The sequence below is a fragment of the Myxococcus sp. CA023 genome (genome assembly GCF_010998615.1).
Lineage (GTDB): Bacteria > Myxococcota > Myxococcia > Myxococcales > Myxococcaceae > Myxococcus.
This window is the reverse complement of the sequence record NZ_JAAEAH010000041.1, coordinates 49797-64939: the sequence shown is the minus strand read 5'-3', so window position 1 is coordinate 64939 and position 15143 is coordinate 49797. Positions and strand designations below refer to the sequence as shown.

The window sequence follows — 15143 nt, the reverse complement described above, 5'->3', positions numbered from 1 at the left end:
GTGACGAGCGTGTAGGTCCCCAGCTTTGGTCCAGTGTTCGCGAAGGGGAGGCTGCACATGAGGCGGGAAGTGAAGGCTGGCATCGCCGGGCTGGTGTTCGGGTCCATGCTGGTTGGCTGCGGGGTGGCGCCGGAACAAGAAGAACTGGGCGGCGTGGAGGACGTGACGGCGGAGTCGGAGGCAGAGGCGCAAATGAGCGCCGAGACCGGGCTCGAGGAACACCAGAGCAGAGCCAGGCCCGCTGCGCTGGCGAGATTCGGGCCGGCGGTCGCGTTCGGTGGGGGCAAGTTCCTCGCTGTCTGGACCGACGTGCGGACCGGCGGCATCTACGGCACCCGGGTGAAGCCGGATGGCACCGTGCTCGACAAGGAGGGCATCCGCATCAACATCGGAGACGTCGAAGGATTCCGGCCCGGCATCGCCTTCAACGGGACGCACTTCTTCGTCGTCTGGGAGAGCGTGGATGGTATCGACGCTGTGCGCGTGAAGCCGGACGGCACCGTGGTGGGCCCGGTGTTCAACGTCAAGCAGTCTGGCGAAACGGTCGGTCCGGCGCGAGTCGCCTGCTCCCCGAAAATCTGCCTGGTGACGTACACCGTCTCCGGTGACTTCTCGAACATCTTCTTCACGCGGGTGACGAAGGATGGCGTCGTCCTCGATACGGCCGACGAGTCGCTCAGCGCCTCAGACACCTTCGCGAATGACGCGTCGCCGACCTGGAACAACAAGACGAAGGAGTTCCTGGTCGTCTGGTCCGACGAGCACGGCGAGGGCCCGGAGAACGCAGACATCTACGGCAACAGGGTGAGGGAGGACGGTACCATCCTCGATGGCGACGGCTTCCCCATCTCCCAGGCGGAGGGCGCCCAGACGACGCCTGACGTGGAGTGGACGCACAAGAACTACCAGGTGGTCTGGACCGATGACCGGAATGGGAACCCGGACATCTTCGGCGCGCGCGTAAGCAAGACAGGCATGGTGAAGGACCCCGACGGCATCCCCATCTCCACCGCAGAGGGCGCGCAGGCCGAACCGCGTCTTGCCCACCACAACGACAAGTCCCTGGTCGTCTGGGACGACACGCGCGACGGCCCGCACCGCGTCTGGGGTGCGCGGTGGGGCGAGAACGGGGACGTGCGGGACCCCTCGGGCTTCCCTATCTCCACCGGGGACCTGCCACAGGAGTACCTGCCGGATGTCGCCTATGGGGGCGGAAAGTTCTTCGTTGTCTACTCGGGCCAGGAGACGTTCGAGCCCTTCGAACCGCACTTCATCCTGGGCACGCGGGTGACCCACCAGGCGCAGGTGAAGGACGTGCCCGCCCTGCCGCTCACGCTCCAGCGCTGAGTTGTTGAAGGAGAGGCCAGCTCCGCTGGCCGACCACCACGCGGACCGCTGCCTTCGGTCCGCGTGCGAGGCGACTCGTCTCAGGGACTTGGGCCGGCGCATCCACGCCGGCCTGGGCGGCGCGCTCAGTTGTTCAGGCCGAGCGCGCGGTTCTCCAGCGACGTCAGCCGCGCGGAGTCGTACACGCTTCGGAGGGCGGGGTTGGAGATGGCCTCTGTCAGGCCCGTGCCTGGCGCGTAGTGCAGTGTCGACCTGGGCGAAGGGCTGTTGGTAGACGTCCAGGCGCCCCGTGCCAAGCCGCCGTCGTTTGTTCGAAGGCCCTGAGCCCCGGAGTCCGGCATCGCGCGCGCAGGGGCGGCGGCTCGATGCTCCTGTCCACCGCCTTATCCGGACTGCACCCCACGGGAGGCTGGTGACGTGCGTGTAGGTCCCCAGCTTTGCGCCGTTGTTCGCGAAGGGGAGGCTGCACATGAAGCGGGAAGTGAATGCCGGCATTGCCGGGCTGGTGTTCGGGTCCATGCTGGTCGGCTGTGGGGTGGCGCCGGAACAAGGAGAACTGGGCGGCGTGGAGGACGTGACGGCGGAGGCGCCAGCGAGCGCCGAGACCGGGCTCGATGCAAACCGTGGCTCCTCCACGCCCGTGGCGGTGGCGCTCTACGGGCCCGCGGTCGCGTACGGCGACGGCAAGTACTTCGCGGTCTGGACCGACGTGCGGACCGGCGGCATCTACGGCACCCGGGTGAAGCCCGACGGCACCGTGCTCGACACCGCGGGCATCCGCATCAACATCGGAGATGAGAATGGAGTGCGGCCGGCCATCGCTTTCAATGGGGAGTACTTTTTCGTCGTTTGGGAGTCCCGGGACGGTGTCGACGGCGTGCGCGTGAAGCCGGATGGCACCGTGGTGGGCCCGGTGTTCCGCGCCATCCAGACGGGCGAGGCCTTCGGCCCGGTGCGAGTCGCCTGCTCTCCGAAAATCTGCCTGGTGACGTACACCATCTCCGGTGACTTCTCGGTCATCTACTTCACGCGGGTGACGAAGGAGGGCGTCGTCCTCTCAACGGCCGACCGGACGCTCAGCGCCTCCGCCACCTTCGCATATGACGCGTCGTCGACCTGGAACAACAGCAAGAAGGAGTTCTTGGTCGTCTGGTCCGACGAGCACGGCGAGGGCCCGGAGAACGCGGACATCTACGGCAACAGGGTGAAGGAGGACGGCACCATCCTCGACGGCAACGGCTTCCCCATCTCCGAGGCGGAGGGCGCCCAGTCGTCGCCTGACGTGGAGTGGACGCACAAGAACTACCAGGTGGTCTGGTCCGATGACCGGAATGGGAACCCGGACATCTACGGCACGCGCGTGAGCAAGACAGGCATGGTGAAGGACCCCGACGGCATCCCCATCTCCACCGCCGCGGGCGCGCAGACCGTTCCGCGCATCGCCCACCACAACAACAAGTCCCTGGTCGTCTGGGACGATACGCGCGACGGCCCGCACCGCATCTGGGGCGCGCGGTGGGACGAGGATGGGGACGTGTGGGACGGCTCGGGCTTCCCCATTTCAAGCAACGGCCTGCCAGAGCAGTACCTGCCGGACGTCGCCTACGGGGCTGACAAGTTCTTCACCGTCTACGCCGCCCAGTCCGTCTACGACCCCTTCGAGCCGCATTACATCGTGGGCACGCGGGTGACGCACCAGGCGCAGGTGAAGGACGTGCCCGCCTTGCCGCTCACGCGCTAGCGCTGAGCCGTTGAGGGAGAGGGCCTCGCCGCGTGCGAGGCGGCGTTCCCCAGATGCCCGGGCCGGCGCATGCACGCCGGCCCGGGCCTTGCGCGTAGGCTCAGTGGTTCATGCCGAGCTCGCGGTTCTCCAACGACGTCATCCGGGCGGAGTCGTACACGCTGCGGAGGGCGGGGTTGGAGATGCTCTCCCCGAAGCGCATTGGGGCGATGGCAGGGGCGGCGGCTCGATGCTCCTGTCCACCTCCTTATCCGAACTGCGCCCCACGGGTGGCTGGTGACGGGCGTGTAGGTCCCCAGCTTTGCGCCGCTGTTCGCGAAGGGGAGGCTGCACATGAAGCGGGAAGTGAAGGCTGGCATTGCCGGGCTGGTGTTCGGGTCCATGCTGGTCGGCTGCGGGGTGGCGCCGGAACAGGAAGAGCTGGGCGGCGTGGAGGACGTGACGACGGAGTCGGAGGCCGAGGCGCAAATGAGCGCCGAGAACGTGCTTGAGGAAAGCCGGGGGTACGCCAAGCCCGCCCCGCTGGCGCGCTTCTTGCCAGCGGTTGAGTACGGTGGGGGCAAGTTCCTCGCTGTCTGGACCGACGTGCGAACCGGCGGCATCTACGGCACTCGGGTGAAGCCGGATGGCACCGTGCTCGACAAGGATGACATCCGCATCAACATCGGAGATGTCGAAGGATTCCGGCCCGGCATCGGTTTCAACGGGACGCACTTCTTCGTCGTCTGGGAGAGCCTGAATGGTGTCGACGCTGTGCGCGTGAAGCCCGACGGCACCGTGGTGGGCCCGGTGTTCAACGTCATCTCGACGGACGAATCCTTCGGCCCGGTGCGAGTCGCCTGCTCCCCGAAAATCTGCCTGGTGACGTACACCATCTCCGGTGACGACGAGAGGGTCATCTACTTCACGCGGGTGACGAAGGATGGCGTCGTCCTCGATACGGCCGACCAGACGCTCAGCGCCTTCCCCAACTTCGCGAATGACGCGTCTCCGACCTGGAACAACAAGACGAAGGAGTTCCTGGTCGTCTGGTCCGACGAGCACGGCCAAGGCCCGGAGAACGCGGACATCTACGGCAACAGGGTGAAGGAGGACGGCACCATCCTCGACGGCACCGGCTTCCCCATCTCCCAGGCGGAGGGCGCCCAGACGACGCCTGACGTGGAGTGGACGCACAAGAACTACCAGGTGGTCTGGACCGATGAGCGGAATGGGAACCCGGACATCTTCGGCGCGCGCGTAAGCAAGACAGGCATGGTGAAGGACCCCGACGGCATCCCCATCTCCACCGCCGCGGGCGCGCAGGCCGAACCGCGTCTTGCCCACCACAACGACAAGTCCCTGGTCGTCTGGGACGACAGGCGCGACGGCCCGCACGCCGTCTGGGGTGCGCGGTGGGGCGAGAACGGGGACGTGTGGGACCCCTCGGGCTTCCCTATCTCCACCGGGGACCTGCCACAGGAGTACCTGCCGGATGTCGCCTATGGGGGCGGCAAGTTCTTCGTTGTCTACTCGGGCCAGGAGACGTTCGATCCCCTCGAACCGCACTTCATCCTGGGCACGCGGGTGACGCACCAGGCGCAGGTGAAGGACGTGCCCGCCCTGCCGCTCACGCGCCAGCGCTGATGCGTTGATGGAACACGCCTCGCCGGTGGTGGTCCGCGGGCGAGGCGGCGTTTCTCAAGGGCATGGGCCGGCGCCTGCACGCCGGCCCAGGTCCCGCGCGGGCTCTAGGGAATGCGCTCCCACGCGTCCTGCCAGTTCAAGCCCGTGCCCGGCGCGTAATGCAGCGCGGAGCCCTTGCACCAGCCAGAGTAGGGGAAGGGCTTGCAACGATAGCGCAGCCCGTCGGTGCCCCGCACCACGGTGCCCGCGGCATAGCCCTCAATCCCAGACGGGTAGACAGGCTCGCCACCGCCACCCGGCGGCGGCTTCATGATGTCGACCTGGAAGGTGTAGCCTGTCTCACGCGCGTAGACGCGGTTGCCCAGCGCGTCCTTCACGGGATTCACGCGTCCCGAAGCGTCGAGCACGCCCACCTGCACGCGGCTGGACGCGCCGTTCACCCGCTGCGCCAGCGCATGAATCCACTGGGCCGCCGGCGTGGCCGTGGCCAGGGGATGCACATGGGATTCGGCGTCAGCGCCCTGCGCGTCGAACACGCGCAGCGTCACCGAACTCCCCGCGGGCAGGTCTTCACGCGCCTGCACCTGGCCCAGCTCCTTCCACGACGAGGGCGGCGGCGGGGTGTTGCTGAACTTCACATCGGTGCAGGCGTAGAAGGCCTCCGGGCTGTCCGAGCGCTGCCATATGCCGTAGATGACATGCGCGCCCGTCTTCCCTTGAGGGAAGGGGCAGTTGAGCCGGTAGCGGTTGTTCTGGGCGGAGACGTGGGTGATGGAGCAGAAGGGATTCGCTTCCAGGTCCGACCACTTGAGCGGGAGCGCCGGGTTGTAGCCCTCGCGCGTGACGTAGAGGCGGAAGTAGCCGGTGGCGTGCACGGCGGTCGCGTGGAAGACGAACTCGAAGCGGCCCTGGGTGTCCGGGGTGATGAGCGTGGAGGGCCAGTCCATGCGCGCGAGGTCCAGGCCCCGGTGGCTTTCATTCGCGGCGCTGCAGAGCTTTCCGTCTGGAATGATGTCGCGGTGCCTGTCGTTGGCGTTGCCCTGCCGCACGCCATTCCAGTCGTAGAGCGCCTGCGTGCCACCGGCCTGGATGAGCGCCTTGCACGCGTCGGACTTCGGCGTCTCCGGCCCTTCCTTGAAGCAGCTGTAGACGCGGCTGAGAGGTACTTCCATGGAGCCGTGCGCCAGGGCCACGCTGGCGCACAACATGGACACGACGGCGAGCGACGCGCCGAGACACCGCTGCACTGCTGAGGTCATCCCTTCCTCCTGTGGTGTGAGGAGGGAGGGCGCGGCCCCTGAAATCGGGTCAACGGCCTAGAAGGCCTTCCACGCCATCAGGAGCTTGGAGGCGACTTCAGAGGTGATGAGCGGCAACACCCCGCCACCGCCGACGATGTTGACGATTTCCGACATGGACCCGCGGCACACACCGCCCCACGCGGGCTGCCGCGCCAGGCCCACGGAGGCATAGGCGGAGTAGTCCACGAAGAAGGACGTGGGCCGCACGGTGCCGTTGGGCTCGCAGAGCAGGTGCTCCTCAGTCGGCGAGTCCACCACCTCTTGCACCACGAAGCCTCCGCCGGCCGTGTCCGCCGCCGTTCGCGCGCACAGCTCCGCCCACGTCATCGGCGCGCCATAGGCCGCCTGCACCCGCTCCGTGTAGGGGACGGTGCCCGCGGAGCGGCCCAGGAAGACGGCTCGGCCGCCATAGTCCCAGGCCCGCTTGAGCACGAAGCGCGCCGGCGTCGCGGCGACCAGGGCCACCAGGTCCTCCACGCGTTCGCCGTCGGGGCCCTGCGTCGGGCCGGGTTGGAACGTTCGCGTCCACGGCACGGACGCGCGCACCGCCTCCAACTCCTCGCCGGTGAGTCGCGCGGCTTCCGCCAGTGCGGGCTCGGCCAGGGCCTGCGACAGGCGGGCGAAAGTCAGCTTCACCTCCACCTGCGAGGCGGGGGGATTGAGGAACACCGCCTTCTTGCCGGGCACGGTGCCCAGGAAGTCCTCGACCCAGGGGGAGGGGGACTCCTCCAGGCGCCGGACGAAGAGGTGCCGGTACACCAGGTCGTACTTCTTGCCGTGGGCCACGAAGGCGTCGTCACCGGACACCTCGTCCGGATGGACCAGGTCCGCGTCCGCGCCGAACTCGCGGAAGCGCTCGCACAGCCAGCGCAGCTCCGTGATTTGGGCGTCGTTGCGGCGGCACAGCAGGGCCACCGTGTCCGGCATCCGGCCGTTGCGCTCGGCCGCGTAGCCGTCCAGCAGCGCCCGGTACAACGCCAGCGCGTTGCTGCCGTTGAGCGACAGCAGGGCGTGCAGGGACTTCTCCGGATAGCGGAAGTAGCGGCCCACCACCTCGATGAAGGTGCGGGCCGCGATGTCGGAGTACCCCTGCATGGCGGGGATGGTGGCGTTGACCTCCAACGCCCACGGCGTGCCGCCCGCGACGAAGTAGTCCACGCGCGTGGTGGCCAGCCGGGTGGACTGGCGCCAGGTGCGCTCGGCGAGCACGCGCTCGAGAGGGGAGAGGGCGCCCAGCAGGGACTCCGCGTCCGCGCCCTGGAGCTGCGCCTGCGCCATCTTCACCGTGGCGGAGGACAGGCGGGCGGACAGCTCCGAGCGGCGGCGAATCTCCGCGGCGTCCAGCACCACGGGCGTGGCGGTGATGGGGATGGGGTGGGTGGTCCCGTCCGGTCGCGTGACGGCGAGGCCCCGCTGGTAGGCGATTCGCGCCAGGTCGGGTGCGATGTGGCGTGCCTGGCTCCGGAGCGCGTCGATGAACTCTTGCACGAAGTCGTGACCTCGATGGTACGCCCGGGCGTCTTCCGGGCGGCGCGCACCCTACGCCTGGACGGGTCCACCGGTCCACGGGCCCGGTGCCTCCCGTCGGAACAGGACCCCCCCCTCGGTGGCTTTTGGCCGCCCGCCGGGCCTGGGACCGGCCTCTCCGGGGCACACCCGGACAGCGGCGCTGGACAGGGCTCTCTGGTTGCTTTTGTTGCTGGGTTGCTGTTGCTTGTTCGCCGGGGGGATGTTTCCTGGCGAATGTTGCGTGAGACAGTCTGGCTTGCGTGAACGGCCTGTCTGGCTTACAACCGCAGACGCCGTTCGACCGGGAATGCCCTGACGTGAGCCGCTCCACCTATCACCAGCCCGTGAGTTCCGTCCGGTCGCGCCGGCTGGCGCTGCCGTTCGCGCTCGTGTGCGTGCTGGCGTACATGGGGAGCGTGATGCACTTCGCCCTGGTCCAGCACGCCACGTGCCTGGAGCATGGTGAGGTGATGCACGTGGAGGCTGGTGACGCCCACGTCGCCGGTCACGTCGAGGCGTCCTTCGACGACGTGCGGCTCGCCTCCAAGAGCACGGAGGCGGACTCCCACGGCTCCGACGCCCACTGTGTCCACGCCTTCTTCCGGCGGGAGGCTCCGCCTCCGCAGCAGGACACGCCGTCCCTCCTGGTCGCGCCCGCTCGCTCCGAGCCCGCGCTGGCGGTGTTCCGCTTCCACGCGGAGCCCGTCGCCCGTCTGTACCTGGCTCCCAAGGCGTCTCCGCCGCGCGCGTGAGGCCCGGGAGTTTGCTCGCTCAGGCGGCCTGTTGCGCCGTGTGAGGTTGCCCGTCCGCTAAAGTCAGACAGACTCCGTCCGCTCCGCGCGGGCTGTGAGTCATTGCGGCTTTGCGCCCACGCCGGCTGAGCTGTCTCACGGCGCCTGTGTTTCGTGCTCCGCGCACGCTCCTTCCATTCCCACGCACCCGTGGCGGCCCCTCCATGTCCTGGCGGTGTCCGTTGCTGGCGCGCGGGCGTGGCACACCCGCAGTCCAATCCCGTGGAGTAGCACCATGACGAAGAAGCTCCTTGCCGCGTTCCTGCTGACCACCGCGCTCGTCTCCGCCGGCTGCGGCGACGACCATCCCGAAGAAGAGGGCGTCGACGCCGAGGCGTGCGAGCACCTCCAGAATGGGCCTGCCACTTCTGTCTTCGCCTGGCCAGGCACCAACAACCCGCCCTCCGAGATTCACGCGGACCACCGTCGCTACGACATCACCCTGATGAGTGGCCCGGACGGGAATTCGGGCTTCGTGTTGTTCGCCGCGAGCGAGGCCGCCGACTACGTCATCTACACCAACGCGGACGTGCCCCTTTCCATCACCACCGCCAGCGGTGAGGCGGTGGACATCGAGGAGAGCACCAGCAGTTCGAGGGGCTGCACCGACATCAAGGGCCGCCACGTCGTGCCTCTCACGGTGGGCACGCACTACCTGACCTTCGGCCCCACGTCCGTCGCGACTGTCGGCGTCCTCGTCGAGGAGTCGCACGGCGGCCACGGCCACGAGCACTGACGCTGTTCCCGGGCCCCTGGCCCGTTCATCCGGGGGCCGGTGCTCCAGTTCCGGCCCCTCGTTCCCCGAAGAGAGAAGACCATGGGTTCCTTCCAGCAGTTCCTGACGGACAAGAACATCCCCTCCGAGAAGCTCCTCCGCCTGTCGCGCCAGCTCGAGTCCTACGGCTCCGAGGGCCGCACCCTCTTGAAGAAGCGGAGCGCCCGTCGCCGTGACAAGGACACGCAGGGCAAAAGCTACGAGTCGCTGTCCATCGGCAAGCCGACGAGCGGCCGGGGCATCAGCGCCCAGCAGCTCCAGGCCGCGCTGGGAGACCTGCCACTGACGGCCAGCGTGCGCGGGAAGCTGGTGCGCGCCGTCAACGCGGTGCTGGGCAAGCAGGGCGGAAGCCCGGTGAACGCGCCCGCGCTCTTTGGCGCCAGCCCCGTGCGCCGCGGCGCCACGGCGAAGAAGTCCGCGAGCTGAGAGGAGCGCGCGCCCATGTCCGGCAATGCCATGTCCACCGTGCTTCCCTGTGAGCTGCGACGCGATGGAGACCGGCTGTTCGACGTCTCCATGTGGTGCCTCGGGCGGGATGTCCTCTGCCCGGAGGGAAACCTCCTCGTTCGACGAGGACTCGTGCGCCACGCGCGCCCCGAAGGCGCGGAGGGACAGAGCCCCTACACGGTGGGTCTTCGGGATGGTGGGCGCCTGGCGCTGTGGGGCTTCGGCGCGCTGTGTGAGTGCGGCGAAGCCATCTTCGTCCCTCGGGCGGGCTTCGCACCCGTCCTGCTGGAGGGGGTGCCGGGCCGTTTGCCGTTTCGCGCGGAGGAACTGGGCCCGGCGCGCTTGCCGACCACGGGGCATGAGCGGCGGGCGCTGCGCGCGGGGCTCGCCTCGCTGGCGGGGTGGCTGGCCGAGCACGAGGACTGGATTGCCTCCGAGATGGGGCCGTCCTGGCGCCGTGAGTGCTTCGGGGCACGCCGCAAAGCGGCTCCCGTCGAGGCGGACGGACTGGCCTCGGCGTGGCGGCGCTTCGCTTCCCGCCTTCGTTCCCTGGATTCTGGATTCAACGTCTGCACCGCCCCGGTCGCCGGGGCCTGAGGAGGCCATCATGTTGGCGCGACTGCTCCGAGCCGATGAACCTTCCGTCCATGCCCGCGCGCCGTGGGAGGATGTCGCGGATGACGCGCTCCCCACGCCGCTCCTGCGCGAGGGCCTGGGTAACGCACACCTGGGCGTCACCACTGCATGGCCCCAGGCCCAGGCCTGGTTCGATCAGGGACTGCGGCTGTTGCACCTGGGGTGGGGCGGTGAGGCCCGCCGCGCCTTCGCGCAGGCCACGCGCGAGGATCCGTCGCTGGCCATGGCCTGGTGGGGGCTCGCCCTCACGCGAGGCTCCGGTGCCCGCTTCGCCACCGCCCGCGCGGAGGCCATGGGCCGCGCGCTGGCCCTGAGCGAGGGCACCACGGACCGCGAGCAGCGCTACATCGTCGCGGGCAGTCTGCTGGCGGAGAAGGGGCCGGCCAATGGGCGCCACGCCTTCGTGCGTGACATGGAGTGTCTCATCGACCGCTATCCCGAGGACGCCGACGCGCGGCTGCTGCTCGCGGGCTTCCTCCTGGACGGCTACGAGCCGGATGGCCGGCCCGGGCAGGGGCAGCCGTATGCGCAGGCCCTGCTGCGCGAACTGCTGCGCTCACACCCGGACCACGCGGGCGTCCACCATGCATGGGTGCAGGCCATGCTGAACAGCGGCCGGCCCGAGGCTGCCCGTGACAGTGCTCACCGCTTGGTGACGCTGGCGCCTCGTGCCGGCCCCGCGCTGCTCTCCGCGGGGCGCCTGCTTCAGCGGGTCGGGCTGGTGGCGGAGGCCCAGCGCGTGCTGGAGGCCACTGTGGCCGCGGATGATGCGTACCTGGCCGAGGAAGGACTGCACACCGCCGACGCGCCGAGTGCCGAGGCGGCCATGCGGCTGCTCAGCCAGGGCTGCGCCGAAGCGGGCCAGTACGGCGAGTCCCAGGCGTGGGCCCGTCGCCTGCGGCAGCGGGTGGAAGGTGCTGGAGGCGACGACCAGGCGCTGCTGTTCGCCGCCGCCACGATGGTGTCCGCGCACCTGCGCTTCGGCTTCTGGCGTGCGGCGGCGGACGTGCCCATGGAGCTGTCTGATACGGCCAGCCCGGCGGAGCGGGCGCTGCGGGACGGGATGCGCCAGTACACGAGAGGACTCAGCCTGCTCGAGGCCGCGCGGCTGGGCGATGTGGAGCGGGCATGCAATTCACTGGATGCGCAGCATGCGCTCCTCGCGGAGGCTTGCCGCTCGGAGGACCTGGCTCTGTGTCCACGAGATGTGGCGCGGGTGGTGGAGGTGGCCGCTCAGGAGCTGCGTGGCGCGCTGGAGGTTCGCAGGGGCGAGGTGGGCCGCGCCGAGGCCACGCTGACACGTGCGTGGCGGCTGGAGCGGCGGCTTCGGGCTGCAGGGCCCGCGGCCTTCTCCCGGCCCGCGCGCGAGGCACTGGTCCGGCTGCGTCTGCGCACTGAACGCGTGGACAAGGCGGTGGGGCTGGCGAAGACGCTGGTGGCGGAGCGGCCTGGGTGCGGGCACTTGCGACTGCTGTCCGCGGAGTCCCAGGTGGCGCTCGGCGCTTGGGACTCCGCGGTGGAGGACTTCACCGCGTTCCTCGACTGCTGGCGTGACGCGGACCCGCATCAGCCGGAGCTTCGCCGCGCTCGGGCCTCCATCGCCGGGCGGGGGCGTCTGCTGCGGCTCGTGCGCCCGCCGGAGCTCCTCGCCCTGCGGGAGACCGGGGCTCCGGCCCTTGCCGCGCATGGGACGGTGTCCTGCTGAGCGGTGCCCGAATGGCACGGGGGCTGCCGCCTGTTCGCGGTCCGTCAGGCGCCCCATCAAGCGTGCGCCCCGTCCACGGGGCTCATTGCCCGCGCGTCGCGGGTTGACTGTCACCCGCTGGAAGTCCTCGCCGTGCGGGCGTCCACCAGCCGCGCTGGCGTCTCCCGCCGCTTGACGGGCCCTCGCCGTTCGCGCGAGGAGGGGGCATGCCCACCTTCCGCCTCAAGCAGGACCAGGCCGCGTTGCTCGTCGTGGACATCCAGGAGCGACTGTGTGCCGCCATGGATCGGGACGCGCTGGACCGGATGCTCAGCCGCACCGCCGCGGCCATCGAGGGCGCTCGCGCGCTGGGCCTCCCCATCCTCCTCACCGAGCAGTACCCCCAGGGCCTGGGGCCCACGCATTCGCTGCTGCGGATGCGGGTGCTGAAGGACGTCAAGGCGGTGGAGAAGCTGGAGTTCAGCGCCGCCGTGCCAGACGTGCTGGCCGCGCTCGGCGGGCGCACGCAGGTGCTGGTGGCGGGCATGGAGACACACATCTGTGTCTTCCAGACGGTGCGCGACCTGGCCGAACGTGGCCTGTCCCCGTTCCTGCTCACGGACGCCGTGCTGTCCCGCGCGCAGGAGGACCGGCAGGTGGGCCTCCAGCTGTGCCGCGACGCGGGCGCTCACGTCGTCACGGTGGAGGCCGCGCTGTTCGACCTGCTCGGGCGCGCCGGCACGCCCGAGTTCAAGCAGGTCTCCGCTGCGGTCCGCTGACCCTCAGCGCGCCTTCTGCACCGCGTGGACGAGCATCCGCAGGACGGTCGCCACGGCCACCATGGCCGCGGCGAACACCGTCTGCGAGCCGCCCACGGGGAAGTCGTAGAAGAACGCGAAGAGATAGCCGCCCACGCCCGCGATGGCGCCGAAGAGCGTGGCGACGAAGAAGGTCCACGGCAGCCGCAGCTCCAACATCAGCGCGGCGATGGCGGACAGCGTGGAGAAGGCGAACACCGGCAGCGCGCCCAGCGCCCGGGCGCATACGCCCACCATGACGCCGATGCTGACCATCAGCACGCCGTCCAGCAGGCGCACCGGCAGCCCCTGCACCAGCGCTCCCGTCCGGTCGAAGCTGGCGAAGGTGATGCCCCGGTACCACCACAGTTGGATGAACATGATGGCCCCGCCTGCGATGGCCACCGTGTAGAGCTGCTCGGGCGTCACCAGTACCGCCGTGCCGAAGAGGATGCTCTGGATGTCGTGCGCCTCCTGCGCGATGCGGTCTCCCACGAGCACCGCGGCGCCGCCTGCCAGCGCATAGGCCAGGCCCAGCAGGCTCTCTCGCGTGAGGCGCAGCTTCGCCGGCTCCGTCATCAGCAACATTGTGGCCAGCAGCGCCAGGGTGGTGGCGCCCAGCACGGGCTCCACATGCGTGCCCAGGTGGATGGCCGCGTAGAACGCCAGCGCCACGCCCAGGCCCGCGGATTGGGCCACCGCGGCGCTGACGAACACCATGCGCCGCAGCACCACGTACACGCTCAGGAAGCCCAGCACGCCGCCCGCGATGAGCGCGCACAGCAGCGGGTCCCTGAACAAATCGAACGCCAGGTGGAACTGCTCCCACTTGGACGGTTCAGCGAGCGTCGTTTCCACGGTGAGGTCCCAGGGGCGCGCGTTGGCAGTACTCGTCGCCGTACTGGCGGCGGAAGGCGGGGTGACAGAAGACGGTGCGGGCATCGCCCACGACGAAGGCGGACGTCTCGCGGTCCACGAAGACGAGCACGTCCGCGTGCTCGGCGGCGACCTCCAGGTCGTGGCACACCACCACCACGCCCAGGCCCCGCTCACGCGACAGCGTGCACAGTCGCTGCATCGTTTCGTGCTCGGCGACGGCGTCCATGGCGGCGGTGGGCTCGTCCAGGAGCACCAGGTCCGCCTCGGTGGCCACCAGCCGCGCCAGCAGCGTGCGCTGCTTCTGGCCCTCGGACAGCTCGCGGTAGGGCCGCGAGGCGAAGGCCTTCGCGCCGGCCGTCTCCAGCGCGCTCTGCACGGCCTGCCGGTCCGCCTTCCGGGCGAAGGGCCACAGGAAGCTCCAGCCGCGCAGGCGTCCCCACGCCGTCAGCTCGCCCGCGCGCAGTGGCAGCAGCGAGTCGATGGCGGACGTCTGCGGCACATAAGCACTGCGCACCTGCGCGGAGGCGCGGGAGATGGTGCCCGACACCGGCGGCTGCATGCCCAGCAGCGTCCGGAACCAGGTGCTCTTGCCGGAGCCGTTGCGGCCCACCACCGCCACGAACTGGCCGCGGCGAATGGTCAGGTCGATGGGCGGCAGGATGGCCTTGCCGTCGTATCCGATGACGAGCTTCTCGCAGGTGAGCAACGCGTCACCCGGCGCGAAGGTGGCGGGCACCGCGTGCGCGCCGTCTGTGGGCTCAACGGTCTTCACGTCGGACCTCCGCCTGTGGCTCCAAGGTGGCCAGTGCTTCCACCATCGCGGTCCGGATGGCGGCGTTCTCGGGTGCGTTCAGGTCCACCACGCCGTCAGGACCCGGCGTGGTGGCCGCCCAGTCCAGCGAGTCGAACAGCGTGGGCGCCAGCGCCAGGCGCAGGGCGAGCTTCACGCGCGGCTTGTTCTCGCGGTCCGCGGGAATGTCCACCGTGCCGCGCAGCACCATCAGCGGCGTGGCCTCCTCCGCCGCCGCCAACGCAAGCCGGAAGCGGCGCTCATCGTTGAAGCGCGGCGTGGCGCGGCTGTCGCGTACCGCGCCTTCCAGGTTTACCGACGACACGTCCCACTGGTAGCGGCTGACGTGGGTGCGGCCCAACTCGCAGGACGGCTCGCAGCCGGGCGACAGCGTCTGGTCCGCCAGCAGGTCCAGGTCCGCGTCCACGTGCAGGCTGGCCACCGTGGCCTCCGCGCCGCCACCACCGCCATCCAGCTCCGCCTGGATGTCCTCGTAGTCCACCAGCGCGCCATCGTCGTGGTGGCAGTGGCCGTTGTGGCAGTTGGTGTAGCCCGGCGGCGGGTTGGCCGGGTCGAAGGTGGTGGGGCCGCGGGTGCCGCCGCCGCCCACCAGGTCGATGTGGTCCACGCCCAGCGCGGCGCCGTCCAGGCGCAGCTCGAAGTCGGAGGCGAGCCGTTGGAAGCCGTTGCCCACGTCGCGCCCGGCCACCGGCGTGTAGTCCGCGCGGACGGCGGGCTCCAGCACCGCGAAGCTCTCACCGGGCTCCAGCGCGCAGCCGGACACGAAGAGCAGGGGAAGGAGGAGGCGGGTCCGCATGGC

Annotated in this window: 15 protein-coding genes; 9 read left to right on the top strand and 6 right to left on the bottom strand. The window is 69.8% G+C overall.

Features of this window, described 5'->3' with window-relative positions; translation table 11 throughout:
- The first annotated feature begins 57 nt into the window (after positions 1-57).
- A complete protein-coding gene (locus tag F8M74_RS19240; protein ID WP_216620346.1) occupies positions 58-1347 on the top strand; it encodes a hypothetical protein in 1290 nt (429 codons plus the stop codon).
- 125 nt (positions 1348-1472) lie between these two features.
- Here the strand turns inward: F8M74_RS19240 and F8M74_RS19235 are convergent, their stop codons facing one another.
- Positions 1473-1643, bottom strand: a complete 171-nt coding sequence (locus tag F8M74_RS19235; protein WP_153881050.1) for a hypothetical protein — start codon at positions 1641-1643, stop codon at positions 1473-1475.
- 173 nt (positions 1644-1816) lie between these two features.
- Between F8M74_RS19235 and F8M74_RS19230 the strand changes: the two genes are divergently transcribed.
- Together F8M74_RS19230 and F8M74_RS19225 are read left to right on the top strand one after the other, a co-directional pair.
- The gene (locus F8M74_RS19230) at positions 1817-3088 is read left to right on the top strand and encodes a hypothetical protein (RefSeq protein ID WP_228560486.1); all 1272 of its coding nucleotides are present in this window, start codon (positions 1817-1819) and stop codon (positions 3086-3088) included.
- Positions 3089-3421: 333 nt separating this feature from the next.
- Positions 3422-4714, top strand: a complete 1293-nt coding sequence (locus F8M74_RS19225) for a hypothetical protein (RefSeq protein WP_228560488.1) — start codon at positions 3422-3424, stop codon at positions 4712-4714.
- Positions 4715-4818: 104 nt separating this feature from the next.
- Here F8M74_RS19225 and F8M74_RS19220 read toward each other — a convergent pair whose 3' ends face one another.
- Both F8M74_RS19220 and F8M74_RS19215 read right to left on the bottom strand, forming a co-directional pair.
- The gene (locus F8M74_RS19220; protein ID WP_141256082.1) at positions 4819-5973 is read right to left on the bottom strand and encodes a lytic polysaccharide monooxygenase; all 1155 of its coding nucleotides are present in this window, start codon (positions 5971-5973) and stop codon (positions 4819-4821) included.
- A gap of 57 nt (positions 5974-6030) precedes the next feature.
- The gene (locus F8M74_RS19215) at positions 6031-7503 is read right to left on the bottom strand and encodes a hypothetical protein (protein ID WP_141256080.1); all 1473 of its coding nucleotides are present in this window, start codon (positions 7501-7503) and stop codon (positions 6031-6033) included.
- Positions 7504-7841: 338 nt separating this feature from the next.
- Between F8M74_RS19215 and F8M74_RS19210 the strand changes: the two genes are divergently transcribed.
- The 6 genes from F8M74_RS19210 to F8M74_RS19185 all read left to right on the top strand — a co-directional run bounded on the left by F8M74_RS19210 (position 7842) and on the right by F8M74_RS19185 (position 12636).
- Positions 7842-8276 (top strand): hypothetical protein, encoded by a 435-nt coding sequence (locus F8M74_RS19210; RefSeq protein WP_141256078.1) that lies wholly within the window; start codon positions 7842-7844, stop codon positions 8274-8276.
- A 274-nt stretch (positions 8277-8550) separates the two neighbouring features.
- On the top strand, positions 8551-9051 hold the full coding sequence (locus F8M74_RS19205) for a hypothetical protein (protein WP_141256076.1): 501 nt from the start codon (positions 8551-8553) through the stop codon (positions 9049-9051).
- Positions 9052-9132: 81 nt separating this feature from the next.
- Complete coding sequence (locus F8M74_RS19200; protein WP_141256074.1) at positions 9133-9516, top strand: hypothetical protein; 384 nt, start codon at positions 9133-9135, stop codon at positions 9514-9516.
- Between the two features lie 15 nt (positions 9517-9531).
- Positions 9532-10134 carry a hypothetical protein gene (locus tag F8M74_RS19195; RefSeq protein WP_141256072.1) on the top strand — a complete coding sequence of 201 codons (603 nt, stop codon included), beginning with the start codon at positions 9532-9534 and terminating at the stop codon, positions 10132-10134.
- A gap of 10 nt (positions 10135-10144) precedes the next feature.
- On the top strand, positions 10145-11878 hold the full coding sequence (locus tag F8M74_RS19190) for a hypothetical protein (RefSeq protein ID WP_141256070.1): 1734 nt from the start codon (positions 10145-10147) through the stop codon (positions 11876-11878).
- Between the two features lie 206 nt (positions 11879-12084).
- Positions 12085-12636, top strand: coding sequence for an isochorismatase family protein (locus tag F8M74_RS19185; RefSeq protein WP_140862219.1), 552 nt, complete (start codon positions 12085-12087; stop codon positions 12634-12636).
- A 3-nt stretch (positions 12637-12639) separates the two neighbouring features.
- Here F8M74_RS19185 and F8M74_RS19180 read toward each other — a convergent pair whose 3' ends face one another.
- From F8M74_RS19180 to F8M74_RS19170, 3 genes are read right to left on the bottom strand one after another with little or no spacing between them, the layout of a single operon-like run.
- Complete coding sequence (locus F8M74_RS19180) at positions 12640-13512, bottom strand: metal ABC transporter permease (protein WP_141256068.1); 873 nt, start codon at positions 13510-13512, stop codon at positions 12640-12642.
- Complete coding sequence (locus F8M74_RS19175; RefSeq protein WP_141256067.1) at positions 13493-14305, bottom strand: metal ABC transporter ATP-binding protein; 813 nt, start codon at positions 14303-14305, stop codon at positions 13493-13495. The genes F8M74_RS19180 and F8M74_RS19175 overlap by 20 nt, the downstream gene beginning before the upstream one ends.
- Complete coding sequence (locus F8M74_RS19170; protein WP_141256065.1) at positions 14292-15140, bottom strand: hypothetical protein; 849 nt, start codon at positions 15138-15140, stop codon at positions 14292-14294. The genes F8M74_RS19175 and F8M74_RS19170 overlap by 14 nt, the downstream gene beginning before the upstream one ends.
- Between the last annotated feature and the right edge of the window lie 3 nt (positions 15141-15143).